The 26,179-nt window shown below is 59.4% G+C and carries 21 protein-coding genes and 1 pseudogene; 10 read left to right on the top strand and 12 right to left on the bottom strand.

Annotated features, from left to right (window positions below; translation table 11 throughout):
• Window positions 1-4: 4 nt before the first annotated feature.
• Window positions 5-610: a LysE/ArgO family amino acid transporter gene (locus C8C89_RS21425; protein WP_070312363.1), complete on the bottom strand. Its 606-nt coding sequence runs from the start codon at window positions 608-610 to the stop codon at window positions 5-7.
• Between the two features lie 204 nt (window positions 611-814).
• On the opposite strand from C8C89_RS21425, the gene C8C89_RS21430 reads away from it, so the two are divergent.
• Complete coding sequence (locus C8C89_RS21430; protein ID WP_133992429.1) at window positions 815-1,705, top strand: LysR family transcriptional regulator ArgP; 891 nt, start codon at window positions 815-817, stop codon at window positions 1,703-1,705.
• Between the two features lie 105 nt (window positions 1,706-1,810).
• Window positions 1,811-2,830 (top strand): alpha/beta hydrolase, encoded by a 1,020-nt coding sequence (locus tag C8C89_RS21435; RefSeq protein WP_133992431.1) that lies wholly within the window; start codon window positions 1,811-1,813, stop codon window positions 2,828-2,830.
• 115 nt (window positions 2,831-2,945) lie between these two features.
• Here C8C89_RS21435 and C8C89_RS21440 read toward each other — a convergent pair whose 3' ends face one another.
• From C8C89_RS21440 to C8C89_RS21465, 6 genes are all read right to left on the bottom strand, one after another.
• A complete protein-coding gene (locus C8C89_RS21440) occupies window positions 2,946-3,584 on the bottom strand; it encodes a phasin family protein (protein WP_133992433.1) in 639 nt (212 codons plus the stop codon).
• A 274-nt stretch (window positions 3,585-3,858) separates the two neighbouring features.
• On the bottom strand, window positions 3,859-4,194 hold the full coding sequence (locus C8C89_RS21445; RefSeq protein ID WP_133992435.1) for a hypothetical protein: 336 nt from the start codon (window positions 4,192-4,194) through the stop codon (window positions 3,859-3,861).
• Window positions 4,195-4,221: 27 nt separating this feature from the next.
• Window positions 4,222-4,593, bottom strand: coding sequence for a VOC family protein (locus C8C89_RS21450; RefSeq protein WP_101480634.1), 372 nt, complete (start codon window positions 4,591-4,593; stop codon window positions 4,222-4,224).
• A 141-nt stretch (window positions 4,594-4,734) separates the two neighbouring features.
• Entirely contained in the window at window positions 4,735-6,006 is a 1,272-nt protein-coding gene (locus C8C89_RS21455; protein WP_101480633.1) for a YncE family protein, read from the bottom strand.
• 57 nt (window positions 6,007-6,063) lie between these two features.
• Window positions 6,064-6,957: a creatininase family protein gene (locus C8C89_RS21460; protein ID WP_133993592.1), complete on the bottom strand. Its 894-nt coding sequence runs from the start codon at window positions 6,955-6,957 to the stop codon at window positions 6,064-6,066.
• 153 nt (window positions 6,958-7,110) lie between these two features.
• The gene (locus C8C89_RS21465; RefSeq protein ID WP_133992437.1) at window positions 7,111-7,578 is read right to left on the bottom strand and encodes an SRPBCC family protein; all 468 of its coding nucleotides are present in this window, start codon (window positions 7,576-7,578) and stop codon (window positions 7,111-7,113) included.
• Between the two features lie 454 nt (window positions 7,579-8,032).
• On the opposite strand from C8C89_RS21465, the gene C8C89_RS21470 reads away from it, so the two are divergent.
• Window positions 8,033-8,452: a hypothetical protein gene (locus C8C89_RS21470; RefSeq protein WP_133992439.1), complete on the top strand. Its 420-nt coding sequence runs from the start codon at window positions 8,033-8,035 to the stop codon at window positions 8,450-8,452.
• 1,019 nt (window positions 8,453-9,471) lie between these two features.
• Here the strand turns inward: C8C89_RS21470 and C8C89_RS21475 are convergent.
• Entirely contained in the window at window positions 9,472-9,774 is a 303-nt protein-coding gene (locus tag C8C89_RS21475) for an HNH endonuclease (protein WP_101484460.1), read from the bottom strand.
• Between the two features lie 345 nt (window positions 9,775-10,119).
• On the opposite strand from C8C89_RS21475, the gene C8C89_RS21480 reads away from it, so the two are divergent.
• Window positions 10,120-10,704 carry a LysE family translocator gene (locus tag C8C89_RS21480; RefSeq protein ID WP_101480629.1) on the top strand — a complete coding sequence of 195 codons (585 nt, stop codon included), beginning with the start codon at window positions 10,120-10,122 and terminating at the stop codon, window positions 10,702-10,704.
• 10 nt (window positions 10,705-10,714) lie between these two features.
• Window positions 10,715-12,181, top strand: coding sequence for a PLP-dependent aminotransferase family protein (locus tag C8C89_RS21485; protein WP_133992441.1), 1,467 nt, complete (start codon window positions 10,715-10,717; stop codon window positions 12,179-12,181).
• 166 nt (window positions 12,182-12,347) lie between these two features.
• Here the strand turns inward: C8C89_RS21485 and C8C89_RS27425 are convergent.
• Window positions 12,348-13,275: pseudogene (locus C8C89_RS27425) on the bottom strand (IS3 family transposase); the annotation flags it as partial.
• A 571-nt stretch (window positions 13,276-13,846) separates the two neighbouring features.
• Here C8C89_RS27425 and C8C89_RS21500 point away from each other — a divergent pair.
• The 3 genes from C8C89_RS21500 to C8C89_RS21515 all read left to right on the top strand — a co-directional run bounded on the left by C8C89_RS21500 (window position 13,847) and on the right by C8C89_RS21515 (window position 18,435).
• Window positions 13,847-15,595 carry a serine hydrolase domain-containing protein gene (locus C8C89_RS21500; protein WP_133992447.1) on the top strand — a complete coding sequence of 583 codons (1,749 nt, stop codon included), beginning with the start codon at window positions 13,847-13,849 and terminating at the stop codon, window positions 15,593-15,595.
• Window positions 15,596-15,917: 322 nt separating this feature from the next.
• Window positions 15,918-17,576, top strand: coding sequence for an alpha-glucosidase (locus C8C89_RS21505; protein WP_166674820.1), 1,659 nt, complete (start codon window positions 15,918-15,920; stop codon window positions 17,574-17,576).
• 274 nt (window positions 17,577-17,850) lie between these two features.
• On the top strand, window positions 17,851-18,435 hold the full coding sequence (locus C8C89_RS21515; protein WP_133992450.1) for a DUF1629 domain-containing protein: 585 nt from the start codon (window positions 17,851-17,853) through the stop codon (window positions 18,433-18,435).
• A gap of 391 nt (window positions 18,436-18,826) precedes the next feature.
• Here C8C89_RS21515 and C8C89_RS21520 read toward each other — a convergent pair whose 3' ends face one another.
• The 3 genes from C8C89_RS21520 to C8C89_RS21530 all read right to left on the bottom strand — a co-directional run bounded on the left by C8C89_RS21520 (window position 18,827) and on the right by C8C89_RS21530 (window position 22,893).
• The gene (locus C8C89_RS21520; protein WP_133992452.1) at window positions 18,827-20,473 is read right to left on the bottom strand and encodes a methyl-accepting chemotaxis protein; all 1,647 of its coding nucleotides are present in this window, start codon (window positions 20,471-20,473) and stop codon (window positions 18,827-18,829) included.
• A gap of 79 nt (window positions 20,474-20,552) precedes the next feature.
• Complete coding sequence (locus C8C89_RS21525) at window positions 20,553-21,668, bottom strand: patatin-like phospholipase family protein (protein WP_101480621.1); 1,116 nt, start codon at window positions 21,666-21,668, stop codon at window positions 20,553-20,555.
• A gap of 310 nt (window positions 21,669-21,978) precedes the next feature.
• Entirely contained in the window at window positions 21,979-22,893 is a 915-nt protein-coding gene (locus C8C89_RS21530; protein WP_133992454.1) for a LysR family transcriptional regulator, read from the bottom strand.
• Window positions 22,894-23,000: 107 nt separating this feature from the next.
• On the opposite strand from C8C89_RS21530, the gene C8C89_RS21535 reads away from it, so the two are divergent.
• A complete protein-coding gene (locus C8C89_RS21535; RefSeq protein WP_133992456.1) occupies window positions 23,001-24,560 on the top strand; it encodes an MFS transporter in 1,560 nt (519 codons plus the stop codon).
• A gap of 219 nt (window positions 24,561-24,779) precedes the next feature.
• A complete protein-coding gene (locus C8C89_RS21540) occupies window positions 24,780-25,997 on the top strand; it encodes a carbohydrate porin (protein WP_101480618.1) in 1,218 nt (405 codons plus the stop codon).
• Window positions 25,998-26,179 lie beyond the last annotated feature (182 nt).

The following is a 26,179-nucleotide window of genomic DNA, read 5'->3' on the forward strand; positions in this document are numbered from 1 at the left end:
TGCCTTACAAGAACAGCGAGGCAGCGATAGCCCACATCACGAGGGCGATGATGCCGTCGAGCACGCGCCACGCCATGGGCTTGGCAAACACGGGCGCCAGGTAGCGGGCGCCAAAGCCCAGCAGGAAGAACCACAGGGCCGAAGCCATGATGGCGCCGCCGGCGAAGTAGAAGCGTCCTACGCCTTCATGCTGGCCGCCGATGGAACCGAGCAGGATGACCGTGTCGAGGAAGGCGTGCGGGTTCAGCAGACTGAACGCCAGCGCAGCGCCGATCACGGCCCAGTAGCCTTCGGGCGCCTTGGCAGCCGACACCGTCATGGCCGTTGGACGCCAGGCCGACTTTGCAGCGCGCAAGCCATACGCAATCAGGAACGTGGCGCCGCCGGCCTTGGCCCACAGCAGGAAATTAGGGTTATCGGCAATGAACGTGCCCATGCCAGCCACGCCGGCCGTGATCAGGATGGCGTCGCACAGCAAGCACACCAGGATGCAGGTGAGCACGTAATGGCGCTTTAGCCCCTGCTTGAGCAAGAATGCGTTTTGCGTGCCGATGGCCACGATCAGGCTCGCTCCGAGCCCCATGCCTTTCAAGAAAATTGCGCTGTCCATATCGATTCCTTTGCATTGCTTTCCATCACGCGCACGGCCGCCCACGCTCTGCCGGCAACGGCAAAGTCATCAGAGGTAGGTGGAGGGTGTAGCGGAACCAGGAGGACCGCGCGGGAGAGTGGAGTTGTTACCCTATTTCAACAGTGTAAAGAAAAAGTAAATATAAGTATAATGAATGATTCTAACCATATATAAGAGAAACTTATGCGCGTCGTCGATTACCGTGGATTGGCCGCCCTCGACGCCGTAATCGGCCTGGGCAGCTTTGAAAAGGCCGCGCAGGCGCTGGCGATCAGCCAGCCAGCCGTGTCGCAGCGCATACGCACCCTGGAAAACCTGGAAGGCACCCTGTTGATCATCCGCAGCCACCCGCCCCTGCCCACGGAAGCGGGCCAGCGCCTGATCGCCCACTACCGGCAAGTCAAGCTGCTCGAGGCGGCGCTCGACGCCCAGCCCGGCCCCACCACGCAATTGCCGGCGCTGGCCATCGCCGTCAACGCCGACAGCGCCGCCACCTGGATACCGGAAGCGCTGGGGCCGCTGCTGTCGCCACCGTCCTGCCTGCTCGACATCCGTCTCGACGACCAGGACCACACCCTGAGCCAGCTGCGCGAAGGACGCGTGTTTGCCTGCGTCACCAGCGCCAACGACCTGGTGGCCGGCACCACGGCCACGCCGCTGGGCGGCATGCGCTACCTGTGCGTGGCGTCGCCCGCATTTGCGCAGCAATGGTTCCCCCATGGTTTTACAGTGGAGGCCGTCAGCCAGGCGCCCGCCATCACGTTTGGCAGCAAGGATGCCCTGCACGAGCGCTATTTGCAGCACCGCCTCGGCTACACGGGCCGCTATCCGCACCATGTGCTCGGTTCGGCGCGCGACTTCGTGCGTTTCATCGAAGCGGGCTATGCTTATGGCATGGTGCCTTTGCTGCAGGCGGAAACGGCGCTGGCCGCCGGCAGGCTCATCGACGTGGCGGCGGGGCAAGCACTCGACGTGCCCCTGACCTGGCATGCCTGGGATATCCAGACGCCGCTCACGCGCACTTTGTCGGACGCCGTCATCGCCACGGCGCGCAAATGGCTGCTGCAGGATTGATTGTCGCATGCAACATTTATCTATGACGGACAGCAACTTCCCCATGCGCGCCCTGCCCTGCCTGGTCTACACTGCAAGCATCACCCACAAGTATCAGGAGCCAGCATGACGATCCTGCGCACTACATTGCTCGGTTTGCTGGCGGCCATCCCGCTGGCCACAGGCCTTGCTGCCTGCTCGCCCTTGACCGCCATCAATGCCTTGTCGTCCGGCAGCGCCTCGCAAGTGACGCGGGGCCTGGCCTACGGCCCCCTGCCACGGCAAAAACTCGATGTGTATGTCCCAAAAATCCGCACGGGACCCGTGCCCGTGGTGGTGTTCTTCTATGGCGGCAACTGGACGGCGGGCGAGCGCGCAGACTATGCCTTCGTTGGCCACGCGCTCGCTGCGCGCGGCTACATGGCCGTGATCGCCGACTACCGGCTATATCCGGAGGTGCACTACCCCGAGATCTTGCAAGATGCGGCCCGCGCCGTGGCCTGGGCCGCGATGGAGTCCAGCCGCCATGGCGGCGACCCCGCCCGCCTGTTCGTCATGGGCCATAGCGCCGGCGCTTACAATGCGGCGATGGTGGCGCTCGACGCCAGCCTGCTGGCACGCCACGGCATGCACCCGCACGACTTGCGGGGCTGGATAGGCCTGGCCGGTCCCTATGATTTCTTGCCGATTGAAAACACCACCACCCGGCCCGTCTTCTTTTACCCGGACACGCCCGCCTCTTCGCAGCCTATCCATCACGTAACCGCCGAAGCCCCGCCCGCCCTGCTGATAGCCCCCCTGCCCGGGCAGGACAAGCTGGTCAATCCGCAGCGCAACACGGGGGGCCTTGCCAATGCCTTGCGAACGCTGGCCAGGCCCGTGACGGAAACGTATTTCGACAAGGTCAGCCATACCACCCTGGTCGCTTCGCTGGCCAGCCCCTTGCGCATGCTGGCCCCCACGCTGGACGCCGTGAGCGCCTTTATCGACGCCAACAGCAAGGTCGATACCACGCTGACACGTAATATGGGCGCGGCCACGGACGGGCGGGAAATCCCCGCCACGCTGCCACGTCCGGCAAAGGCGCAGAGCGCCGTCACGCAGGCTGGCGCCGCGCGCGCCCACGACAAAACGCCCGCCCCCTGAAGAACGGGCGTTCTGCCCGGACCACGACGCACGATGCTGCGCCAGCTAAGCGCATCCCAAGGCTAGCCCCTCGCGATGCGTATTCAGCTGTCATCGGCTAACAGCAGCAGCCCGCTTACTCTTTACGGCTTGCACCGCTGGTTTTGCTTTGTGCCGAACCCGCTTGCGATGCGCTGCCACTGGCGGAGCTTTCGCTGCCGGCCGACTGCTGACTACCTTGCTGGCTGGCGCTTTGCAGGCTTTGACCCTCACGGTTGTGCGCACCGCGCTGCTGGTCGCGGTTGGCGCCGTTTTGATGGTTGGCCTGAAATGGTTCGGCGACGCGCTGCATGACTTCCTGCTGCTTGCGCACGTTTTTCTGCGCTTCTTCCGAAGCCGTGCGGGCCACTTCTTCGGCCAGGGCCTTGGCAGTGCGGCTCGCTTCAGTCACATGCCGCTCTGCCACATTGGCCAGTTCGACCTGCGTATCGGCTGCCAGGCGCGATACCTGTTCCTGGTACTTGCGCAGTTGCTCGGCGGCTGGCTGGCCCACAGCGGCAGCCACCTGGAACACATCTTCAGCGCGCTCGACCGTCAGCAGCTTCTGGCTGGAGACAGTGGCTTCTTCCAGCAAGCCTTGCGCCAGCTGCATGTTCAGGTCATTGAAGTGCTGCACCGACTGGAACAAGGACTTCGACAGGCTATTGAAAAAAGCCAGTTGCGCTTCCAGGTGGTTTTTGACGGCAGGGGTAACACTACGGGAATATGGATACATGAAATTCCTCATTCAATAGCGGTTGGGTAGACACAAGGCGACACCACCGGCTGTCGAACGGTGAAGCAGACGACCGGGCTACGCCACGAAACGCGAAAAAACATATCCGATTGGTGGGAAGATGCTTTGCAACGCGAGTCCCAAGGCTACGCGAGCACCGCAGGTGAGGGATGATCTGGATCAAACGTGCGTTAAGCTGCGCAGAAAGTTTCGGCTGGACGGCTTACCCTGGCAAAACGTCAGTGAGGGGAAAGAAATTCTGTGCCAGGCACGCTCAACGGACAGTGCCCGTGGCCGGCACGACGGGCTTGTAACCATGGCTGCGCAGCGAGGCTTCCAGCCAGCGGTTGCCATACCAGCCACGCGCCAGCAGGTAACTGAGTTCCGCGGCGGCCATCAGCAGCATCATCGGACCAATGCGCAGTTCGGTGGCCAAATGGCTGCCAAACCACAGGCATGCATCCATCGCCAGCATGAGCAGCAATAGCCACCAGCGGCGCTTGGCCACGGCCCAGAACGAACCCAGCAACAGGGCCGGCCAGGAAAAACCCGCTTTCACGTAGGCATAGCGGCCGGCATCGTCGGCAAACAGGGTAGCGCTGTGCTTCATGCTGCTCTCTTTTGGTAATGAACGGTGTCAGGGTTCGGGATGGTGGCAGACGGCTTCGACATTGTGACCGTCCGGACCCAGGACGAAGGCGCCGTAGTAATTCGGGTGATAGATGGCGCGGATGCCTGGGGCGCCGTTATCCTTGCCGCCTGCTTCCAGCGCGGCCTTGTAAAACGCGTCCACCTGAGCACGGTTGTCCGCCGCGAAGGCAAGATGCATGCCGGCATGCGGCGCACCGCCCACGCCGAACCAGAAATCGGGCTTGCCGTCCTTGCCCAGGCCGACCCAGCCCTGCACTTCCATCACCACCGACACGCCCAGGGGCGCCAGGGCGGCCGAAAAAAAGGCCTTGCTGGCCTGTGCATCGCTGACATTCAAACCGATGTGATCAAGAATCATGGTGGCGCTCCTTGCAGGTAAGGGGATAGGAAGCACAGTATGCGCCAATATTGCTTTTTAGGCAATCAAAACAACAACTCCTGCGCGGGCGGAGTATGCCCGCGCAGGCGCCCCGGTACGATGGCCGTGCAGCTGCCTCGCCTAGCGCAGATTGCCCGTATGGCCCAGCGAATAGCGGCCCGGCTGCGGCCACACGGTCAGGCCATGCGGTTCCTGGCCGACTTTCACCTTGGACACGTCGCCGCTGTTCGTATCGATGCGATACACCACATCGTCGAAGCGGCCGGACAGCCACAGATACTTGCCATCGGCGCTGACATTGCCCATATCGGGGCTGCCGCCACCGGGAATCGGCCACTGCGTCACCACTTTTTCGGTGGCGAAATCGATCACGCTGACGCTGCCCTTGCCCTTCGGTTTGCCGTGGATGCGGTGCGTGCCGCGGTTGGCCACGTACAGTTTCTTGCCATCGCGGCTAGGGTACAGACCGTGCGCGCCCACACCCGTCTGGATGAAGCCGATTTCCTTCAGGGTGGCGCCATCGACGATGTGCACGCCGTCGGCGTCCATGTCGGCGATATAGAATTTCTTGCCGTCCGGCGAGATGCGTATATCTTGTGGCATGCCCTTCTTGACGCTGCAGATTTCATTCGCAGGGCCACCCACGGGACCGGACTCGGCAAAGCGCTTGGCCGGCATCTGCAATTTCAGGTAGCCGTCGACCTTGCGCCCCACCAGGTCGATCTTGGCGATGGTGCCGTCGAACTCGCAGGTGAACATGGCGTAGCGGCCGTCATTCGAGAAATCCGCATGGTTGATGCCGCCGCACTGGGGCGTGTCGATCGAATACTGCACCGCCATGGTCTTCGGATCGCGGAAATCGAGGCGGTGGCGCGCTTCGGCCACGACGATGGCCGACTTGCCATCCGGAGTAAAGTACATATTGTAGGGATCATCCACGGGCACTTCCTTGCCCGGCTTGCCGCTCAAAGGGTCGACCGGGGTCAGACTGCCCTTGTCCGTGCGTTCGGCGTTGTTCGCCACCCACAGGGTGCGCAAGTCCCACGAGGGCACCACGTGCTGCGGACCGCTGCCGACCTTGAACTTGTCGACCACTTTCAGGCTGTCCTGGTCGATCACGTAAACATCGTTCGAGCGCAGGTTGGGCACGTAGACGCGGCGCAAGTGATCCTTGACGACGGGACTCATATTGCTGCTGGCAATGCTGCCATACACGTTTTTCGGATCGACCAGCGGCGGCATGCCCGGCAGTGGAGAATAGGCGGCAGCCGGCGCCGCAGCGGCAGGGGCCGGCGTGCTGGCGCCAATGACCTGGCTGGCCATGCCCAGGCCTGCCAGCGCGGCAGCCAGGGCGGACAAGGTGACGATAGTGCGTCGTTGAGTTTTTTTCATGTTATTTCGCGTCTTTTCGTTGCAAAAGCCAGAAGTTCAGCACTTCCGGCGGAGAATTTACTTGTTACGTTGTAGCAGTTGTTTGATGGCGGCCACCGAGGTGTCCACCTGCAGCTTGATGCCGATCTGGCCCAATTCAGCCGTAGCGCGCGTGGCGTCGCCGCGCACGCCGTCCGCCACGCCGGGCTTGGGTCCGTGGGCCATGGCTTCGCTGCGCACCAGCGACGGGTCCGTCGCCAGCATTAGTGCCGCGTCCGCCAAGCCCGCATGCAGGCCGATCTCGGCGCTGCTGTAGCCGCGCTTTTGCAGATCGGCAATATATTGCGATTGCGTAATGTCATAGTAGTCGAGCAAGGCATACGCACGGGCATCTTTGGCAGCAGAAGCTTTCCCCCAGGCACGGTTGAGTTTATTCGCCACATTCTGCTCGTTCTTCTGATACCCACCGTGATCACCGAGGAATATGATGTCGCGAAAACCATGCTGGCGCAGGCTGGCGGCCGTACCTTCCAGCACGGCTTCGAAGGCGGCTGGCGGTATCGAGATCGTGCCGGCAAAGCGCATGTGGCCGGCCGGCGGAGAAATCGCGCCTTCCGGCACGTAGGAAACGACGGGTGCGACGATGGTATTGCCCAGCTTTTGCGCAATCTGGCGCGCCAGCAGCCCGGCGCGCACATTGTGCTTGCCCAGCGCGATATACGGCCCGCTCTGCTCGACGCCGCCAATCGGCACCAGCACTGTCGTGGCACCGTGGTCGATACGACTGCGCAACTCCGAGCTGGTCAGTTCTTCCAGCATGACGCTGTTGCTGGCAGGCGCGGCCGCCACAGCGGACGCTGCGGGAATCAGGCAGAACAGGGTCAGGGTAAGCAGAGAGCCGAATGGCTGAAACAGAATCGAGGGCGCGCGCGGCGCAGGGGGCACATTCGGCAGGGGGAACTGCAGAGTCATAAGCAAACATCTTTCCAAGGTCAAAGCGTGACGCCGTGCCCGGCCTTGCCAGGCACGCTGGCTGCCACGCAGGAATTGTATTCCATCATGACGGGAAGGGCACGTTAATTTGACGCGGCACTTTGCAAGGAATTGACGAGGGGAAACTATCTATCAGGCTGTTGTCACCTTGGCCTCGCCCACCTCGCCATCATGGAGAGTCTCGTTGCGCTTCTCGGCATAGGCCTTGAGTGAGCGCATCGTTTTGGGAAGCCCTTGCCGAACTTGCTTGGCAACGCCAGGCCCGAACAGAAAGGCAAGCGCTCCAGTGAACCACACGCGGTGAACGACTTCCGATCCGCCGTCTACGGCAATAACCGTGTGCTCGAAGTGGATACGGAACAGCGGGATATAGCCCTCGACGGTGAACGAGCGGCCTGCGGAGCGCTCGGTAACCACCATCGGAATACCCATCCCTTTATTAGGAACTATCCTGCCCTGTGTCCCAGCCGCAAATGGCCCATTGAGCCGCGCTTGCTTTGTGTCCGGATCCCACAGATGCCATCGGTCGACTTCGCTCCAAATTTGGTCGATGACCGTGGGCGCGACTGCAATGTGGATGCTTTCTTCAATATGCCTCAATTTGGAATCTCCGTTTCATTCTAATGAAAGTAACTGGGTCTGCTATCCGGCATCGCACCGTATCTGGATATTGGTCGGCAGCATGGCATTCATCATGCAGCATCGCCAGGATAACTGCGACTATCAAAGGATCTTCCTCCTGCCGGAAAAACACGGCTGCTTTTTCTTTGCATCGACAAAAATGTACCTGCCGGGATTGAAGGATACACTGTTTTTTTATCATATAAGTATAATTAGATTCTGTTTATACTTGTCGCAGTCAGAATCGGGCCATGACGAACTCCTTGTTTGGAGCCAGGCTTAAGCGGTATGCCAGTGCGCAGGCGCACGCTGGGCAAGACAAATAACGAGACAGGTATTTCAAACACTGGCACGATACCATCCTGAAAGCGTTGGCCCGGTTCGACGACAAATTCCCGCTCGTCAAGGCGGTGAGCATATTGGATTTTAAGAGATGATGAACACAACACATTGGAGGATTCAGGAGCTAGAGCATCACTCCGCGAATATCGCCTGGCTGAATGCCGAGAGTGCGCGCCGTGCATATGATTTAGTGGGCCTTCATGACTCGAAGACGCATCTCGGCTTGAACGTTAACACCGTTGGCTCAATCGAACGAATCGAATTTGGAAATGATGCGGCCATCGCAACCAAGTGGTTACGTGCGCGCGTGCCTGAAATTCAGCAGGTCGTAGTTGTGTTTGGAGAAAACGACTGTTTCTTATGCAGCAGCGAGTTCCTGGTCGAAAACTGGTCGGATATTTTTGTCCCTTCACGTGACGATGCAATGGTCTATTCGAACGACACGCCGCTTATCCTGTTTTATTGCCATGAGAATGAATTCGAGGTGGGACAGCGCATTGTCTCTGATTAACGCTCGGGTTCAGCCAAAAGCGGATGGATTACTGGAAAGCAGCTATTATCTCAACTTTAGTGGAGGCAAGAGTTCAAAGCTATATATTCGCATCGTCAAACGAAGCAAGTGCAACCGCATAACTGCGAATCCCCTGGACTAATCCCAAATGGGTTGAGACGCATTCAATGTGGCGGACTGTTAGACGGCTTACCATATAAAATTGCAGCGCTTCGCGCTCATCAATTGAAGCCATTATTGGAAGGTCGTCAAGCAGCTCTTTTTTGCCACGGCATTGGAACGCGTATCGGTAGGGAAGTGTCTTTCGCTCTCGTCGAGTCAGCGGACTATGACATTGAGGCTAGATACGAAGATGGCGGCGTTACGAAAATGGTGCCGGTTCAATTGAAAGAACTTCCGGAGCGACAATTCGATAGCTTCTCGCATGAACAAGAAGCGCCCCCTGCTCTGAACCGAGTACGGCCAATACCAGACGGTCCGTGATTGATGGGAAGAATGGCGCTCACTCGACTGACAAGAAGCCCTCGCATAGAATCATTACTCTGATTCACTTAAAAGGTAGCAATGTCAATCCGTAAAGCTCTTCCCTGGAACTCGAGACTTGGGGCGACCTGGGGGCTGCGGTTCACCTGTATGCGTCTTTGGGATGGGTTCGTGGCCCGGACCCAAAACCAGAAAGTGGAGCGGACCGCTTTTACTGCTTGACACTAGTCAGGTAAAACCCGATTTAATGAGCGCCTCCCGCAGCAGTCGACTACTGGCAAACTGAATGACTGCACTGGGGCGGAAGCAGACGGAGCCGATTGGCGCGCTACATCGCCGACAGCAGCTTGGACTCTCCTGATCCATAATTCTTGAATGATGAAAAGCCGATAGATTGTAAGTTACCGACGATTGGTGCGTGATGACGAGCAGCGCATGGACGAATCAGAGACCATGAATTACTTGGCAATGGCTTCGCTGCGACTGCATCGCCTACATTTCCGCCAAGTTATCAACTGTCTCGAAGACCACGATTTTCAGCGCGGGAATTTATACCGTACCAGCAGCGTCGGTCCCTTGCCGCTGGGTGGCGTCAGCAGTATCTCGTCACCCGGCTGCATCTCTTCATACATCACCGTGCAACAGGTCGGCATCGAATGGCCGCGCGCCGGATACACGCCAACGTCGGTGTGCAGGGTCGCAGCGCGCACGTCCACACTGGTCTCGCCGGCCTTTCCTGCTTCTTGCAGCAGTTTGCGCAGTGCGGTGACGAAGTCCCCTTTGCTGAGCCTGGCAGGGGCTTGACTTGCTTTCGGGCGAGCGCTTGCGTCGTTTTTCATGGCAGTTTCTTTCAGTGTATACATTCCCGCCACTATATCATTCGCCCCTAGCGGCATCACGCCAAAATAGACGCTAGCCCGGCCCGCCTGCACTTTCCTGCCCCATAGTTCTTGGAATATGTCGTAGCTGCCTGATCCAACAACGAGGGATGACATACGCGAACAGCTTGCTGCGCTAGCAGATGCGACAATGTCTCTGACGTTTGTCCGGACGGGCCGGCCTGTCTCGCCGCTGTAGCAGTCGTTCGATTGATACAGCATGTGCTTGTATGCGGCGCCTTGTGCCTTGTCTCTGCCGTGCAGCGCTTCTAGACTGGGGCCTTCTCCACGCTGCGACTGCATACCATGACCGAACTCCTGCCCCTGATGAGCTATTGCTTTGTGATGTCCGCCACGCCCGGGCCAAACAACGTCATGCTGGCCACCACCGGCGCCAATTTCGGTTATCGCGGTGCGCTGCCGGTGATCCTCGGCATACAGGTCGGCATCTTTGTGCAGACCATGCTCATGTGCGTGGGGCTGGGCAGTGTCTTCGTCGCGTACCCGATGGCGCAGCAGGGACTGCGGATCGCGGGCGCGCTGTACCTAATGTTTTTGGCCTGGAAGCTTGCCGGCGCCTCGGTGGCGGGAAGCAGCGCACCAAAGGCCGTGTCGTTTGCGCAGGCGGCGCTGTTTCAGGCGTTGAATCCCAAGAGCTGGCTCAAGGCGATCACCATGGCGTCGGTCTTCATGCCTTCGCAAAGCAACATGCTCGCCAACGCGCTGCTGGTGTCCGTGATCGGCACCGTGGTAGGCATGCCGTGCAACACCATGTGGGCGCTGTTCGGCGTCTCGATTCGCAGCGTACTGAAAGCGCCCCGCAACCAGCGCATATTCAATCTGGCGATGGGTGCTATTCTGCTGGTCCTCGCCGTGATGTTTTTACGCTAGACTTCTACCCATGTTCGCCATCGACCGCTCCTCACCCATCGCCCTGTTCAAGCAGATCGAGGCCGCATTGCGCCAGCAGATCGCGCAACGCGTCCTGCCTGGCGGGACCAAGCTGCCGTCGATCCGCCAGCTCGCCACGCAGCTCGCGGTGAGCACCAACACCGTGGTGGTGGCTTATGACAGGCTGGTGGCCGCAGGCGTCATCGATACGCACGGCACGGCGGGCTTCTTCGTCTGCGCACCAACTGATGCCAGCCACGCCATTCCCGACGAGGTGGCGCTGGAAGCGGGCCAGGAGCAGGAACCCGTTTGGCTAAGCCAGCAAGTGAACGACCAGCGGCCGGGCGTGCTGCTGGCCAGCAGCGGCGCCTTGCCGCCCACTTGGCTGCAGGATGCGCTGCCGGCGGCCGCCGTGCAACGTGGCCTGGCGCGCAGCGCAGCCGGCATGGCCTCGCGCTGTCCGCCGCAAGGGCTGGCCGAACTGCGCGAACAGATCGCGCTGCTGTTGCGCGGCATCGGTATCGCTGCCGACGCCAGCCACGTCCTCACCACTTTCGGCGGCACCCATGCAATCGATCTGATTTGCCGCACCTTCCTGCAGCCCGGCGACACGGTGCTGGTGGAAGACCCCGGATACTTCCTGATGTTCGGCAGGCTGCGCCAGGACGGCGTGCGCCTGGTGCCGATCAAGCGCCGCCCCGATGGCCTCGACCTGGATGAACTGGAAGCCGCCTGCCGCGCGCACCGTCCGCGCCTGCTGTTCGTGCAGACGGCTTTGCACAATCCTACCGGGTGGAGCAGCAGCGCCGCCAACCTGCACAAGGTGCTGATCATGGCGCAGCAGCATGGCTTCCTGATAGCCGAAGACGACGTACACGGCCATTTCCAGCAGGCCCACAGCACGCGGCTGGCATCGCTGTCCGGACTGGACGGCGTGATCTACTACTCCAGCCTGTGCAAGGCGCTGAGCCCGGCCCTGCGCATGGGCTACCTGGCCGCAGCGCCTGCCCTGCTCAAACTGCTGATGCGAACCAAGATCCACGCCATCATGACGTTGCCTGCGCTGAACGAATACGTTCTGCTGGAAGTGCTCAAGGCCGGCAACCTGCGCAAGCACCTGGAGCGGCTGCAACGCAAAATCATGGTGGCACGCAACGCCAGCACGCAGCAACTGAGCGCGGCCGGCGTGCTGTTCGAGCAGCCCGGCGACGCAGGAATTTTCCTGTGGGGCAGCATGCCCGAAGGGCTGGACGTGGACTTGCTGGTTCAGGATGCCTACCGCAACAAGATACTGCTGATGCGCGGCGCGGCGTTCTCGGCCAACGACACGCCCGACCAGCACATCCGCTTCAACGTCGCTTTCAGCCAGCATCCCCGCGTGAGCGCTTATCTTGAAGAGCGCCTGCGCGCGGTGGCTGGCGCGCGCTCGAGCCTGGCGCGCGCCAGCGGCGCCGCCAGCGGCGCGGGCAAGTCCTGAGTATCGGCTGCGCCCTTTTTCCTTTGCACTTCACCGTGACAGCCAAAGTATTCAGTCCGAGGCGGCTACTGCCTGGTTGAGATATGCGGTGACTCTGAAATTCACCTAGAGAACGGAAAATCATCGGGGTAATCCCCCCATTTCCAGAGCGCGCTAAAAGTAGAGGTTAAGCGGCCAAGGCAAGCTTCTGTTTTGGCGTGATGCCGCCCAGTGCCATGTTGGGCCGGTCGTGATCGTAATTCCATAGCCAGCGGCTTGCGAAATCCTGGATATCCTCGAACGTTTCAAACAAGTGATGGGCCAACCAATCATAGCGCACCGTGCGGTTGTAACGCTCGACATCAGCGTTCTGCCGCGGCTGGCCAGGCTGGATAAAAACGATGCGTATGCCGCGCCTGGCGCCCCAGGCCAGCGTCACGGCGCTGATGTACTCCGGGCCGTTATCGCAGCGAATGGCCTGGGGTTTGCCACGCCATTCGATGATACTGTCAAGGGACCGGATGACCCGTTCGGACGGCAATGAGAAATCAAGCTCGATGCCGAGTCCCTCACGGTTGGAATCGTCAATCACGTTGAACAAGCGGATGCTACGGCCATCAGCCCGTTAGTCGTGCATGAAGTCCATCGACCAGCTCTCGTTGATTTGTACAGCCACGGCCAGCGGCAGCGGTTGTTCGCGCACCAGCCGATGGCGTGGCTTGATCCGCAAATTCAGTTCCAGTTCGAGATAGATCCGGTAGACGACGCGCTTGCGGTTCCATTTAAAACCCTTCACGTTGCGCAAAGACAGGAAGCACAGGCCGAAGCCCCAGTTGCGCTGCTCGCTGGTCAGGCGTCGCAGCCAGTCAGCCACGACAGCGTTTTCCGCATCGAGCTTGGCGCGTTAGCGATAGCGATAGCAGGCCTGGATAGTGCTTGGCAGGCCATTCTTATGGTGGCTGAACGCTGGGCCACGGCCCATTGCGCCATCTCCCGCCGCTGAGATGGCACTACCATTTTTTTGTCAGGGCCTCGTCGGCGATCTCGGCTTTCAAGCGCTCTTCGGCATACATCTTCTTCAGGCGCCGGTTTTCGTCCTCCAGCTTTAAACGCGATCATTTGCTGGGGGGATTACCCTGCTGGATTGTTCCAATATTTTTTAAGGATTCCAAGGAAGGTGACTTTTGTATGTTGGCCTTCCAACTGGGCTAATCGTCGCAATTTTCATGCAGGTAAACCTGCCAAATTTGGCACGCGCAATGGGTTTCGATGGCCATTTTCATCAACCCTGCATTGCCAGGAGCAGCCATTCGCGTTGACGTAACAATGTGTGAGTTTCCCCATTTGGTAATTTGCTATCCTCTGAGGCCGTTGACAATTGGAGGCAGAGTTTGCTGATTTGGGACTGGGTAGCATCCGGCAACTACCGGTCAGCACCGGATTGCTGAATTCACTCTTGCTGCAGCCCGCCAATGAAGGAGTTGATGTTTAATATTCTCGGAACTCTTATCGTGCTAACAGGCTCCTCATGAGCATGGGGGCATTTCATCTTGGTGCTGAAGGAAAACGCTGGCCAGAAGCCGGCGTCCGTGGAATCGAAGGTGTTTTCCGCAAAGGAGCGCAACGATCGAACTTGTGCACCTGACCGGACTATAACCATGCAGGATCTTTTAATGAAAGGTCGTAATGAACTTCCTTGCAACATGCCGGCATTTTTTCTCAATTGCGCCCATCTTTTTCAGCGCAGCAGCGATGGCCGACGTGAACAACACCTTGCAAAAAGCCGAACTTGCACGCCGTGTGGATGCCTTGTTTTCGGCCTATGCCGCCGACAGCCCGGGCTGCGCACTCGGCGTGATCCTAAACGGCGAGCTTGTGTACAAAAAGGGATACGGAAACGCCAGTCTTGAATTTGGCGTACCTATTGATCCAGAAAAAACACTGTTTGCCATTGGATCGACCTCCAAGCAATTCACGGCTGCGGCCATTCTGTTGCTCGTGCAGGATGGAAAAATCTCTCTGAATGATGATATTCGCAAGCATCTACCTGAGATGCACAATTACGGCACGGCGATTTCAGTCGATCAGATGCTGTCGCATACTAGCGGCTTGCGGGACTATACGGTTCTTATGACGATGGGGAATGGTGTGCGTGAAGTTGACTATTCGTCAGATGCGGATGCGATGGCGGTCATTCTGCGGCAGAGGTCGTTGAATTTCGCACCGGGATCGCATTACATGTACAGCAATACGAATTACTTCTTACTGGCAAAGATTGTCGAACGAGTCAGCCATAGGAATTTCGGGAAATTCCTGCAGGACCGTATTTTTCAACCGCTGGGCATGCACCACACTCGTCTTCGTGACAAGTACGACGTCGTGGTAGCGCAGCGTGCAATGGGCTATGCACCAGTGGGGGGCGGCGGATTCAGCATGAAGGACGTCAACTGGGAGCAGGTAGGCAATACGGGCGTGCTGACCACCGTGTCGGACCTAACGAAATGGGACCAGAATTTCTACGAATCACGCGTTGGTGGCGAATGGCTGGTCAAGCAGATGCAAGAGAATGCTGTTCGAAGCGACGGTGTCGCCTTGAGCTATGCACGTGGACTGATCGTCGATGGTGCTTATCGCGGAATGAGGTCGGTACACCACGCTGGAGATACCGCAGGTTTCCACGCGCAGTTGTTGCGGCTGCCCGACGAGAGATTTTCTGCAATGGTTTTATGCAATGTCGACGGCGTAGACCAGACTCTGCTCAGCTTTAAAGTGGCCGATCTTTTCCTGGCCGAGGAGATCAAGAAACGCGGCGCGACTGCCTCGAATCAAACTGCGAAGGATGCTGTCATTGCGCCCGCTGGAAAAACGATGTCTTCGGAATCCCAGCTCGCGAGCTACACCGGCGTTTATCTTGACCGTTACGCTCAGTCGCTCCATACAATTGAGCTCAAGGCCGGTCAACTTTGGTATATTGCGCCGCAGCGGGAACGTGTTGCCCTGGAGCAGAGCGGAGAACAGCGTTTCCGATTACCGCGAAAAACGGAGAATACCTTTCAGTTTTCGAAGCAGGATAAGCGTCAGCTATTGAATATCGTATATCGCTCTGGCGAACCGGTTGAACTGGATCGAGTACGCCCTATTCAAACAGATTACATACACTTGGAAGACTATACCGGAACTTATTTTAGTCCGGAAATCAACGTGCATTGGACCATCGTTGCGAAAGACGGCAAGCTATTCAAGCAAGTGCAGCGCGAGGCGACTAAACCGATGAATCCGGTTTTCGAGGACGCGTTCACTGTGACCGTCGATGATCAAGACCTATTGCGTTTCACCCGTGACAGCCGTCAGCGGATCACCGGATTCATCGTCGACAACCCGCGGGTGCTCAATGTCGTCTTTTCTAGAGAGCGTAGCGGTGTCCAAATCGACTAAAGCGGCGGCCTGCGCCTGAGTGATGGGCGAGCATGTTGAGACCAGTTAAAAGGAAAAACCTCTGACTGTCCGCTGTAAGGTGCGGAAGCGGACGGAGCCATTGCAGCAAAACGCCATCGGTAGCTTAGAATCTCCTCATCCATGGTTCTCGGACGATGAAAACACGATGGATCGTGTTTGGAGCCTCGGTGTCCTGCCACACTCCTGGTGTGCGATCTCATCGCTGCCGGATCCAACGACGAGATCGGATCTCCCCTACCCCTGGCGATCCCTTGGCACGTTGCAAGACAGTGCCGCCAATCCATAAGCGAGAAAGATAATCATGTTGGATAAGAAATGGTGGCATAACGCCGTCGTGTATCAGATCTACCCACGTAGTTTTCAAGACAGCAATCACGATGGGGTCGGTGATCTGGCCGGCATCATCGGCAGACTGGACTACCTGCAACATCTGGGAATCAACCTGATCTGGCTGTCGCCGGTGTACCGGTCACCGATGGACGATAACGGCTATGACATCTCCGACTATCAGGATATCGCCGCTGAATTCGGCACATTGGCCGAGATGGAGCAGTTGATCGCAGAGGCGGCCAAGCGCGACATCCGTATTTTGATGGATCTTGTGGTCAACCACACCTCTGACGAGCATGCTTGGTTCGTCGAGGCGAAGAAATCCAAGGATAGCCCCTACCGTGACTATTACATCTGGCGCAATGCAGGCGCCGATGGCTCCCCGCCCGACCAGCAACGTTCGTTTTTTGGCGGGAGTGCATGGGAATACGCTGCCGCCAGCGGTGAGTATTACTTCCATCTGTTCTCGAGACGACAGCCGGACCTGAACTGGGAAAATCCCCAGGTGCAGGAAGAGGTGCACCGCATGATGAACTGGTGGTTGGACAAGGGCATCGGCGGCTTCCGCATGGATGTGATCGATCTCATCGGCAAACAGGTCGACCAGCAGATTATCGCCAACGGCGCCCAACTGCACCCGCTGCTGCAGCAAATGCACCAAGCGACCTTGGCGGCACGTGATGTATTGTCGGTGGGCGAGACTTGGAGCGCCACCCCGGAGACCGCCAAGCTGTATTCCGACCCGGCGCGCCAGGAGCTGTCGATGGTCTTCCAGTTTGAGCACATCACAATGACCCACGATACCAAGGAAGGGAAATGGAAGTCGCGGCCGTTCGATCTGATCGAATTCAAGCAGATCATCAGTAAGTGGCAGACCGAGCTGGCCGATGCCGGCTGGAACTCGCTGTTCTGGAATAACCACGACCTGCCGCGCGCCGTATCCAAATACGGCGACCCCGGCCGTTACCGGGTCGAGTCGGCCAAGATGCTGGCCACCGCGCTACATTTTCTCAAGGGCACCCCCTACGTCTATCAAGGCGAGGAAATAGGCATGACCAATGTACGTTTCGATTCCATCGACGACTATCGCGACATCGAATCGCTCAACCTCTACCGCGAACGCACGGCCGCCGGCGTTTCACCGGAGACGATGATGGCCGGCATCCACGCCAACGGGCGGGACAATGCACGCACCCCAATGCAGTGGAACAGCACACACAACGCCGGTTTCAGTAGTGGCACGCCATGGCTAAAGCTGAATCCAAACTACCGTGAGATCAACGTCGCGGCCGCGCTGGAACAACCCAATTCGGTCTTCTTCCACTACCAGAAGCTGATCGAACTGCGCAAGCACTGGGACGTCATGGTTTACGGACAATACCTGCCGTTGCTGGAGCAGCACCCGCAGGTATTCGCCTACCGGCGCAGCTTGGGGAGCCAACAGCTGGTTGTCGTCAACAACTTCTCCGGCGAACACGTCGAACTGGACCTGCCGGCAATGCTGCACGGCATTGCCGGGCAAGGCTTGATCAGCAACTATGCCCAGCGTGATAGCTGGACCGACCACCTCAGCCTGCAGCCATACGAATCGTTTGCTATTGCTTATGTGTGTGAGGCAGGGCTCAGGTAAAGCGTTGTTGTGCAATCACATCGAGTCGCGCGATCGCCTGGGAAAATGGCGCTGGGATGAGTGAGAACTTCCTGGTGGTCGCATCGGGATTGGCGAGACTCCTGCAGAATGCGTAGAGCGCGAGGTATATGAGGAATTGAGCTTATCCTTGTCCGCTCAAGAGTTACTTGACTATTATCTCTTCGAGGTCGCTACTTAGGCACTGATAACCTGCTATTAAAAAATACAGATCCGAGACCTGAAGGTACTCGTTTGACTTGTTAGGAGAAGTAACGTGCAATACTATATTCTTCGGCATGAAGATCTAGATGGTGGGTTTATTGATGGTGATGTGGAGTTTTTTCCGGCACTTCCTAAGCACTATCAACTAGGTGAAAAAATTCTCTTGCGTGAGACTAAGGTTAGCCTTGTTTTAGATAAGCGCATAAAAAAACTCAAAGCCGATTTTTTTCTTACAACGTGCGGCGCATTCTTTATTTCTGAACAAATGAAAGAAATTATAGATGAACATAATACCTCCTTGGAATTTTTTCCAGTGGACGCCAGTTATTTCAATGGGAAAGCCACAGAGGGAAGGTATTTCCTAATTCATGCCAATGATAAAGTTTTATGTTTTGATTATATCAATTCGGATTATTCGGGAAAGCCTATGGTTTTAGGCAAGCTTGCCAGTGGTGAGCTTTCACCTGATTATAAGGTCAGGGGGATAAAAAATCTTTGTATAGAACAGCCTGAAGGTGAGAAGCTAGATTTTTTCTTTGTCGATAAAATCATATGGATTGATCCATTGCTTTCTGAGGAAATTGTGCGTGCTGCGAAGAGTAGAGGGCTCCGGTTGAATATTGAAAAAACCTGCTAAAAAGCTTTTGAGCTACAACAGTTTCCGATGAGGCACTGATTTATTCATCTGGTACCGTTCCCTGTGGCTGTCCGACCTGAGACAATATTGGTATCACCACCGTCCGCCATCGACCAAAAAAAGAGCTTTTCCGACCTTGAATATGTTCACCAATGGCTGGGCGCACATGACAGCATTGCGAAGGTCTGCTTCGGGACGAAAGCGGAATCACGCGCACGAAAGTCAGGCTGATACCCTGTGCAGAACCAGGCGGTGCCTCCCGCCATCCCTTCCGCCCTGCCAGCCCGGGCAACTTTACCGCCGCCCGCCACAGGTGCAGCACGTCAACGCTTACGCACTGGATGGCTCCACCGCAAAAAAAAATCCCGGCGTACCGGGGTAGTCACAAGGGTCAAGCGCTGGCGCTTCGGCCGGGCAGCGCCAAGCGCCGACTAGAGGCAGGTGTAGCACGGGCTGGCAAGCCGCCCGCCACCTTCAACGATTTGGCCTGGGCATCGCCACGCAGGCGGAACACGGCCACCACGTCGACCAGTTCCACGGCGCGCTCTTGCAGCGAGGAAGCGGCGGCGGCCGCCTCTTCCACGAGGGCCGCGTTTTGCTGGGTGACCTGGTCCATTTGCGAAATGGCCTGGTTCACTTGCTCGATGCCGGCGCTTTGCTCGTGGCTGGCGTCGGCGATGTCGCCCATGATGTCCGTCACGCGACGGATGCTGGCGACGATTTCTTCCATCGTCGCGCCCGCCTGATCGACCAGCGCGCTGCCCGTGTTGACTTTATCCACGGAATCCTCGATCAAGCCCTTGATTTCCTTGGCCGCCGCCGCCGAGCGCTGCGCCAGGTTGCGCACTTCGGTGGCCACCACGGCGAAGCCGCGGCCCTGCTCGCCCGCACTGGCCGCTTCCACTGCTGCATTCAGCGCCAAAATATTGGTTTGGAAGGCGATGCCGTCGATCACGCCGATAATGTCGGCAATCTTCTTCGCCGATTCATTGATGGAACCCATCGTGCCCACCACTTGCGCCACCACGGCGCCGCCCTTGCGGGCCACGTCCGAGGCGGACACGGCCAGGGTATTGGCCTGACGCGCATTGTCCGTATTCTGGCGCACGGCCGAGGTCAGCTCTTCCAGACTGGACGCCGTTTCTTCCAGGGAAGACGCCTGTTGCTCCGTGCGTACGGACAGATCCGCGTTGCCGGCGGAAATCTGCGCGGCCGCCACGCTGACCGTATCAGCCGAAGTGCGCACGGTGGCGATCACGTCGACGATACGTTCGAGGAATTTGTTGAAGGCGGTGGCCGTACGGCCCACTTCATCCATCCGCTCGACGGGCATGGCGGCGGAAAGGTCCAGCGAGGCGCTGACACGTTCAAGAGTATGCTCGATATCGCCCAGGCCGCCGCTGATGGTGCGGTAGATATGCCAGGCCAGCGCGCCCGTCAGCAGCACGGCCACGCCCAGCACGGCCAGCATGGTGTTGAAGGCCGTATCGTAGGCGGCCAGGCTTTCGGCCTTTACGTCATCGACCAGCTTGTTGTTATAGGCGATATGGTCATCCATGCTTTTTTTCGCGGCGGCGGCCGTGATGGCCAGCGGCGTGCCGGCCAGCAAGGTGGCGCGCACGCCATCCATGTCGCCCGCGTAGGCGGCGGCAAAGAATGGTACCAGCGCGCGGCGGTAGGCTTCCATGGCGGCCTGGTCAGCGTCGAGCATCTTGCTGTCCGTGGCGTCGTACAGGCGCTCGGCGCGATACGTGGCGATGACCTTGTCGAAATTCGTGTTGGCGTCAGCCACGGCCTTGTCCAGCGCCGTCTTGTCTGCCAGGTTGGAGAACACGGACAGGCGGTAGCCGGCCAGGCGCGAATCGGCCAGGAAGCCCTTGGCAGCATTCAAGCCCTGGATGCTGGGGATGATGCGGTTTTGCACGGTGTCAAAACGCTCCTGGGCGCGCTGCAGCTGGATGGCGCCGCCGGCGCCCAGCACCAGCAGGGCCAGCAAGGCGATGGTGAGGGTCAGAATTAATTGCTTGGTGATATTCATGGTGTTTCACAGTCAAAAAAACAGCCTGGCGAGGCCAGGCAGGATGAGTAGCTGCCGATCAGGTGGCCGGAGAACGGTGCTAGGCCGCCAGCGGGGAAGCGTCAGGCGTGCGGCGCAGCAAGTCGCCATGCTGGCGGCAAAACGCCAGGCCCGCCTTGTGGCCCACGTCGAACAGCAGCTGCATGTTCGAACTGGACCAGTCCAGGGTATCGGGCCAGTGCTGCTCCGGGATGCCGCCCATCAGGTCGAGTTTCAGCAGGCGCCGCTTGGGCTGGCCCGTGCGCGCGTCCGTGTTGTGCTCGAGCTCGAACAGGCGCAGCTCGCTCTTGGAAATTTTCACCAGTGGCGTGATGATGGAGCGTACCCAGGCGTCGTACAGATTGCGCGGCTTGCGCAGCAATCGCTCGTCGCCGAGGATGTCGAGGATGACCAGGGTATCGGCGTCATGGTGTTCGCCCTTGCCTTCGATAAACGGCTCGAAATTGAGCGTATCGAGCGCCGCGCCTTCGATGTAGTCGTCGCCATCGATGGTCGTCGGCGCATACAGGAAGGGGAACGACAGGGCCGCGCGCACGTGGATCGGTGCGATCTCGTGCTTGCCCCAGATTTGCATGCGGTGCTCGCTGAGGTTGTAGGCATTGATGTAGAAATCGGGGCGCATGCGCGCCACGCCCGAGAAATCCACGGCTTTTTCCAGGAAGGGCAAGTGCGCGCACAGGCCCAGGCTTTTCGCCGACAGGTCCGATGGCGACAGCGACGACACCATCAATTTCCCCCAGTCCGACCAGGCCGTGGGCACGCCCGCAAACGTTTGCTGGAACGCCTGGAAAAAAGGATTGTTGGCCGGCGGCTGGAAGGCGTCGCGAAATGTGCTGGCGTGCATGCCCGGCTTCTGGAACACCTTGTAGTTGATCGGAATCATCTTGTAGATACTGTCGGCTACGCCCGTGTCGGCCCAGCTTTGCAAGGCCTGGCGCGGCGTGGCCTCATGCGGCGTCGTATAAAGCAAACCCATCAGCACACCGGCGCCGGAGGCCGAAATGACATCGAATTCGATGCCTTCGTCGAGAAACGCGGCCAGCGCGCCCGCGATCAAGGTGGAGTTTGGTGCACCGCCCCCAAGCAGCAAGCCCGTCTTGCGGGCAGGTGTCGCGGCTGGCGCCGGATGTGGCGGCGTCGTGCTTACTGTCTTCATGCACACTCCCTGAACGGAACCGGGCTCACGCCCTAATTGTTGGTTACTACACGCTTATTACGCTGATTCATGCCCATGTTCCAGCAACAGGAAACTATTGCAATATTGCAGAAACAGATATGAAATTAACATAAATAAATTCCTTATGGCAATTTAATTAACGCATGATGGTTATTCAGAAAGGGTATAAGCTGACAATATGCGGCGTAGCGTGGTGCATCGCAGCAAATAAATATTCTGCAATGTTAGGAAAAATCTCTTTGGGGTAGGAATATTCCTCAACTGGCCGCCATGGCGGCCGCCAGGCTGGTCAGGGGGAGGAAGGGGGCGCGGAAAAATGCAGGTGGGTACACAAATGGTCAACAAAAACGCGAATTTTGGGCGACAGATGGCGGCTCGACGGCCACAGCACCCAGAACTTGCTCGAGTACAGCAGGTACTCGCCCAGCACGGCTTGCAACTCGCCCCGTGCGATGGCGTCACGCACGATAAAGTCAGGCAAATAGGCGAGGCCCACGCCCTGCGTGGCGGCGCCGATCAAGGCCTCGATATTGTTGCAGGTCAAGGCCGTCGGCAAGCGCAGTTCGCCACCGCCGTCGCCGTCGGCGCGCTGCAGCGCCCATTCCTGTAATTTCCCCGTGGTGGGGAATTTATAGCGTACGCAGGCGTGCCCTTCCAGCGCGCGCGGCGTGGCCGGCACGCCATGGCGGGCGAAATACGCGGGAGCGCCAACGATGGCAAAGGCAAACGGCCCCAGCTCGCGCGCCATCAGCCGCGAATCGGTCAAGGTGCCGCTGCGCACGGCCACATCGATGCCTTCGGCCACCACGTCGACCAGGCGGTCGTTGAAATCGAGGTCGAGTTCGATCTCCGGGTACCGCCTTGTAAACTCGGCCAGCAGGGGCAGGATGATGCGGTAGCCGATCACGGGCAGGCTGACCTTGAGCTTGCCGCGTGGCGCCACGGCCAGGTGCGACAGTTCCGCCTCGGCATCGCCGAGGTCGGCAAGGATGCGCTGGCAACGCTCGTAGAACAGCGCGCCCTCATTGCTCAGGCTGATGCGCCGCGTGCTGCGGTTCAACAGGCGCACGCCCAGCTTTTCTTCCAGCCGCGCCACGCTCTTGCCCACGGCAGAAGCCGACACGCCGAGCAGGCGCCCGGCCGCCACATAGCTGCGCGTTTCCGCCGCGCGCACGAAAGCGGAGATGCCGTTCAGATTATCCATGTCATCTCGATTAGGGAAAATATGTCCGCTATGAGTGGAATTTCAGCCACTTTTTCATAGATTGCGTACATATTATCATCGGATTCCCTCTTTCTGGAATCATTCCCATGGATACGAATCACCGTATGAAGCCTGCCTCCCCGGCCCGGCGCGCCTTCGTGCTGGCCGCCGTCTGCCTGGCAGCCCTGTGCATGCCGCTCAGTTTTACGGGCCCCGCCATCGCCATCCCCGCCATCGCCGCCGACCTGCACGGCACGCCGCTGGCGCTGGCGTGGATCACGAATGCCTTCATGCTCAGCTTTGGCGGCTGCCTGATGGTGGCCGGCGCGCTAGCCGACCGCTATGGCCGCAAACGCGTGTTCCTGTTGGGCATGGGCGTGTTTTCCGCTGCCGCGCTGGCATTGTCAGCCGCGCCCGGCATCCTGTGGCTCGATGTGCTGCGCGCCGTCCAGGGCCTGGGCTGCGCCATGGCCCTGTCGAGCGGACTGGCGGCCCTGGCGCAGGAATTCGACGGCCCGTCCCGCGCGCGCGCCTTCAGCCTGATTGGCACGGCCTTCGGCGTGGGCCTGGCCTTCGGCCCCTTCCTGGCAGGCACCTTGATCACGCACACGGGCTGGCGCGCCATCTTCATCGCTACGGCGGTAGCAGGCCTGGCCGCCCTGCTGGCCGCCGCGCGCGCCATGCGCGAATCGCGCGACCCGCAGGCGCAGGGCGTGGACTGGCCCGGCGCCCTGACGTTTACCGGCGCGCTCTCCTTGTTTACGTATGGCTTGCTGCAGGCGCCCAATAGTGGCTGGGGCAGCGCCGCCAGCCTGGGGCTGCTCGGTGGCGCGGCCTTGCTGCTGGCCGCTTTCATCCGCGTGGAGCGGCGCGCCGCGCGACCCATGCTGGATCTGTCGCTATTCCGCCTGCCCGCCTTTGCCGGCGTGCAACTGCTGGCGGCCGCGCCCGCGTTTTCCTTTGTCGTGCTGCTGGTGCTGCTGCCGGCCCGCTTCATCGGTATCGAAGGCTACAGCGCGCTGGAAGCGGGACGCATGATGATCGCCCTGTCCGCGCCCATGCTGGTGCTGCCGGTCCTGGCTGGCATGGCGGCGCAGCGCATTGCCGCCGCGCACATCTGCGCCTGCGGCTTGCTGCTGGCGGCGGGCGGCCTGCTGTGGCTATCGAGCTGCGCGCCAGGACAGTCGCCCGCCAGCTTGCTGGGCCCGTTGCTGCTGATCGGTTGCGGCATCAGCCTGCCCTGGGGCTTGATGGATGGCCTGGCCATCAGCGTCGTGCCGGTCGAGCGGGCGGGCATGGCGGCCGGCATCTTCAATACGACGCGCGTGGCGGGCGAAGGCCTGGCGCTGGCCATCGTCAGCGCGCTGCTGGGCACCTTCACGGTGGCAGCGCTGGGCGGTGCCGGGATTGCCGGCGTCGGCACGGCACAGGCGGCGCACGCCGGGCCCTTCCTGGCGCTGGGCGAGCTGCGCCATGCGGCTACCCTGCTGCCGCAGGCAGGCACCGCCGAGCTGGCGCAAGCGTATGGCAATGCCTTCCGCCACTTGCTGTATGTGCTGGCCAGCATTACGACGGCCTCGGCCCTTCTGATCCTGGCTTTTTTGCGTCATCCGGTCCCTGCGGCAACGGACACGGCCGCCCTGCCCGCCTGCGACGCTCCATCCTGATTCCTCTTGCCGTACACGGCGGCGCCCATGCGCCGCCGCCCGCCTTTGATGTTTCTCTGCAACATCTGCCAAGTTTCCAAAGGATGTGAAGAATAAAACGAGTTTACTTATCAAAGCGCTTTGAACTATACTCAAAGCGCTTTGAAATATAGTTAAAGCGCTTTGGTTGTGCAAAATGATGCGCGCCGATCCCACACCTATAAAAAACCTGGAGACACAATGAACAAAATTTTCTTGAAAGCGTTGCCAGCGGCAGTGCTCATGGCCTTGAGCGCATCGGCCCAGGCTGCCTTGCCGATCGACTTCGGCGGCTACATCCGCTCGGGCTTCGGCACCAGCAGCGAAGGCGGCAAGGAAGCCTGTTTCGGCCTGGCCGGCGCCTCGTCCAAGTATCGTCTGGGCAATGAGTGCGAAACCTACGGCGAGCTGAAATTCGGCGGCGAAGCGTTCAAGGCAGCCAACGGCACCACCTTCCGCATCAATACCCTGGTGGCGTTTTCCGTCAACCAGAACCAGGACTGGGAACAATCGGACCCGTCGTGGCGTGAAATGAACGTGGTGGCTGACAAGATCGGCACGGGCGCCTTCGCCGAAGCGCGCGCCTGGGTCGGCAAGCGCTACTACGACCGCCAGGACGTGCACATCACCGATTACTACTTCTGGAACAACAGCGGCCCTGGCGCCGGCCTGGAAAACATCGACCTGGGCGCCGCCAAGCTGGCCTACGCCATCGTACGCACGGCCGACGACAAGGACAGCAAGCGCATGGGCCTGTCCCACGACTTGCGCTTTTCCGGCATCAAGGTCAACCCGGACGGTGAACTGACGCTGGGCCTGCAATTCAATCAGAAACGCAATGCACAAGGCGCGGCCCCCATCGCCAGCGGCCACTTGTTGACCATCATGCATACGCAAGGCAATCTGCTGGGCGGCTTCAACAAAGTAGCATTGCAGTTCGGCAAAGGTAGCGCCGCCAACACGGGCGGCTTCAGCCTGGGCGCCGACAAGGACGACAAGGTCACGCGCCTGACGGAACAAATCATGATTCAGCCCAAAGGTTCCTGGTCGGGCATGGGCACCTTCGTCTACGAAGACAAGCAAACGGCCGGCGTCAGCAGCAAATGGACCTCGATCGGCGCGCGTCCCATCTACCACTTCACGGACAACTACAGTCTTGCCGTGGAACTGGGCCACGACATCGTCAAGCCGGAAGGTGGCGAGAGCCGCAACCTGACCAAGCTGACCTTCGCGCCGCAATTGTCGGCTGGCAACAGCTTCTGGTCGCGCCCTGTGCTGCGCGCCTTCTACACCTACGCCAAATGGAACAAGGCAGCCCAGTCTGCCGCCGCAGCGGAAACCGCGCTGTCGTCGACGGGCGTGTTTGGTGGAAAAACAAACGGCAGCTCCATGGGTTTCCAAGTGGAATCCTGGTGGTAAGAGCATCCAACACTGGCTGATGCCGCAAGGCGCCAGCCACTGGCAGCAACACCGCCCGCCTTCCTGGGGGCATGCTTTACCCGGACCCACCATTTCGCCGCTGCACGCGATGGCCGGCAGCTTCAATGTAGTGATTCAGCAGTATCCTCTTTTAGCGCGGGCGCCCCTGGGTTTGCCCGCGT

Origin of the sequence: Janthinobacterium sp. 75, from assembly GCF_004365495.1 — a bacterium.
GTDB lineage: Bacteria > Pseudomonadota > Gammaproteobacteria > Burkholderiales > Burkholderiaceae_D > Janthinobacterium.

Coding starts and splice junctions, on each gene's coding strand:
- C8C89_RS21475 (WP_101484460.1), bottom strand. CDS start 9,774: ATGAAAAACGACGCAAGCGCTCGCCCGAAAGCAAGTCAAGCCCCTGCC.
- C8C89_RS21535 (WP_133992456.1), top strand. CDS start 23,001: ATGGATACGAATCACCGTATGAAGCCTGCCTCCCCGGCCCGGCGCGCC.
- C8C89_RS21525 (WP_101480621.1), bottom strand. CDS start 21,668: ATGAAGACAGTAAGCACGACGCCGCCACATCCGGCGCCAGCCGCGACA.
- C8C89_RS21500 (WP_133992447.1), top strand. CDS start 13,847: ATGAACTTCCTTGCAACATGCCGGCATTTTTTCTCAATTGCGCCCATC.
- C8C89_RS21425 (WP_070312363.1), bottom strand. CDS start 610: ATGGACAGCGCAATTTTCTTGAAAGGCATGGGGCTCGGAGCGAGCCTG.
- C8C89_RS21480 (WP_101480629.1), top strand. CDS start 10,120: ATGACCGAACTCCTGCCCCTGATGAGCTATTGCTTTGTGATGTCCGCC.
- C8C89_RS21460 (WP_133993592.1), bottom strand. CDS start 6,957: ATGACTCTGCAGTTCCCCCTGCCGAATGTGCCCCCTGCGCCGCGCGCG.
- C8C89_RS21485 (WP_133992441.1), top strand. CDS start 10,715: ATGTTCGCCATCGACCGCTCCTCACCCATCGCCCTGTTCAAGCAGATC.
- C8C89_RS21505 (WP_166674820.1), top strand. CDS start 15,918: ATGTTGGATAAGAAATGGTGGCATAACGCCGTCGTGTATCAGATCTAC.
- C8C89_RS21430 (WP_133992429.1), top strand. CDS start 815: ATGCGCGTCGTCGATTACCGTGGATTGGCCGCCCTCGACGCCGTAATC.
- C8C89_RS21520 (WP_133992452.1), bottom strand. CDS start 20,473: ATGAATATCACCAAGCAATTAATTCTGACCCTCACCATCGCCTTGCTG.
- C8C89_RS21445 (WP_133992435.1), bottom strand. CDS start 4,194: ATGAAGCACAGCGCTACCCTGTTTGCCGACGATGCCGGCCGCTATGCC.
- C8C89_RS21440 (WP_133992433.1), bottom strand. CDS start 3,584: ATGTATCCATATTCCCGTAGTGTTACCCCTGCCGTCAAAAACCACCTG.
- C8C89_RS21435 (WP_133992431.1), top strand. CDS start 1,811: ATGACGATCCTGCGCACTACATTGCTCGGTTTGCTGGCGGCCATCCCG.
- C8C89_RS21540 (WP_101480618.1), top strand. CDS start 24,780: ATGAACAAAATTTTCTTGAAAGCGTTGCCAGCGGCAGTGCTCATGGCC.
- C8C89_RS21450 (WP_101480634.1), bottom strand. CDS start 4,593: ATGATTCTTGATCACATCGGTTTGAATGTCAGCGATGCACAGGCCAGC.
- C8C89_RS21455 (WP_101480633.1), bottom strand. CDS start 6,006: ATGAAAAAAACTCAACGACGCACTATCGTCACCTTGTCCGCCCTGGCT.
- C8C89_RS21530 (WP_133992454.1), bottom strand. CDS start 22,893: ATGGATAATCTGAACGGCATCTCCGCTTTCGTGCGCGCGGCGGAAACG.
- C8C89_RS21470 (WP_133992439.1), top strand. CDS start 8,033: ATGATGAACACAACACATTGGAGGATTCAGGAGCTAGAGCATCACTCC.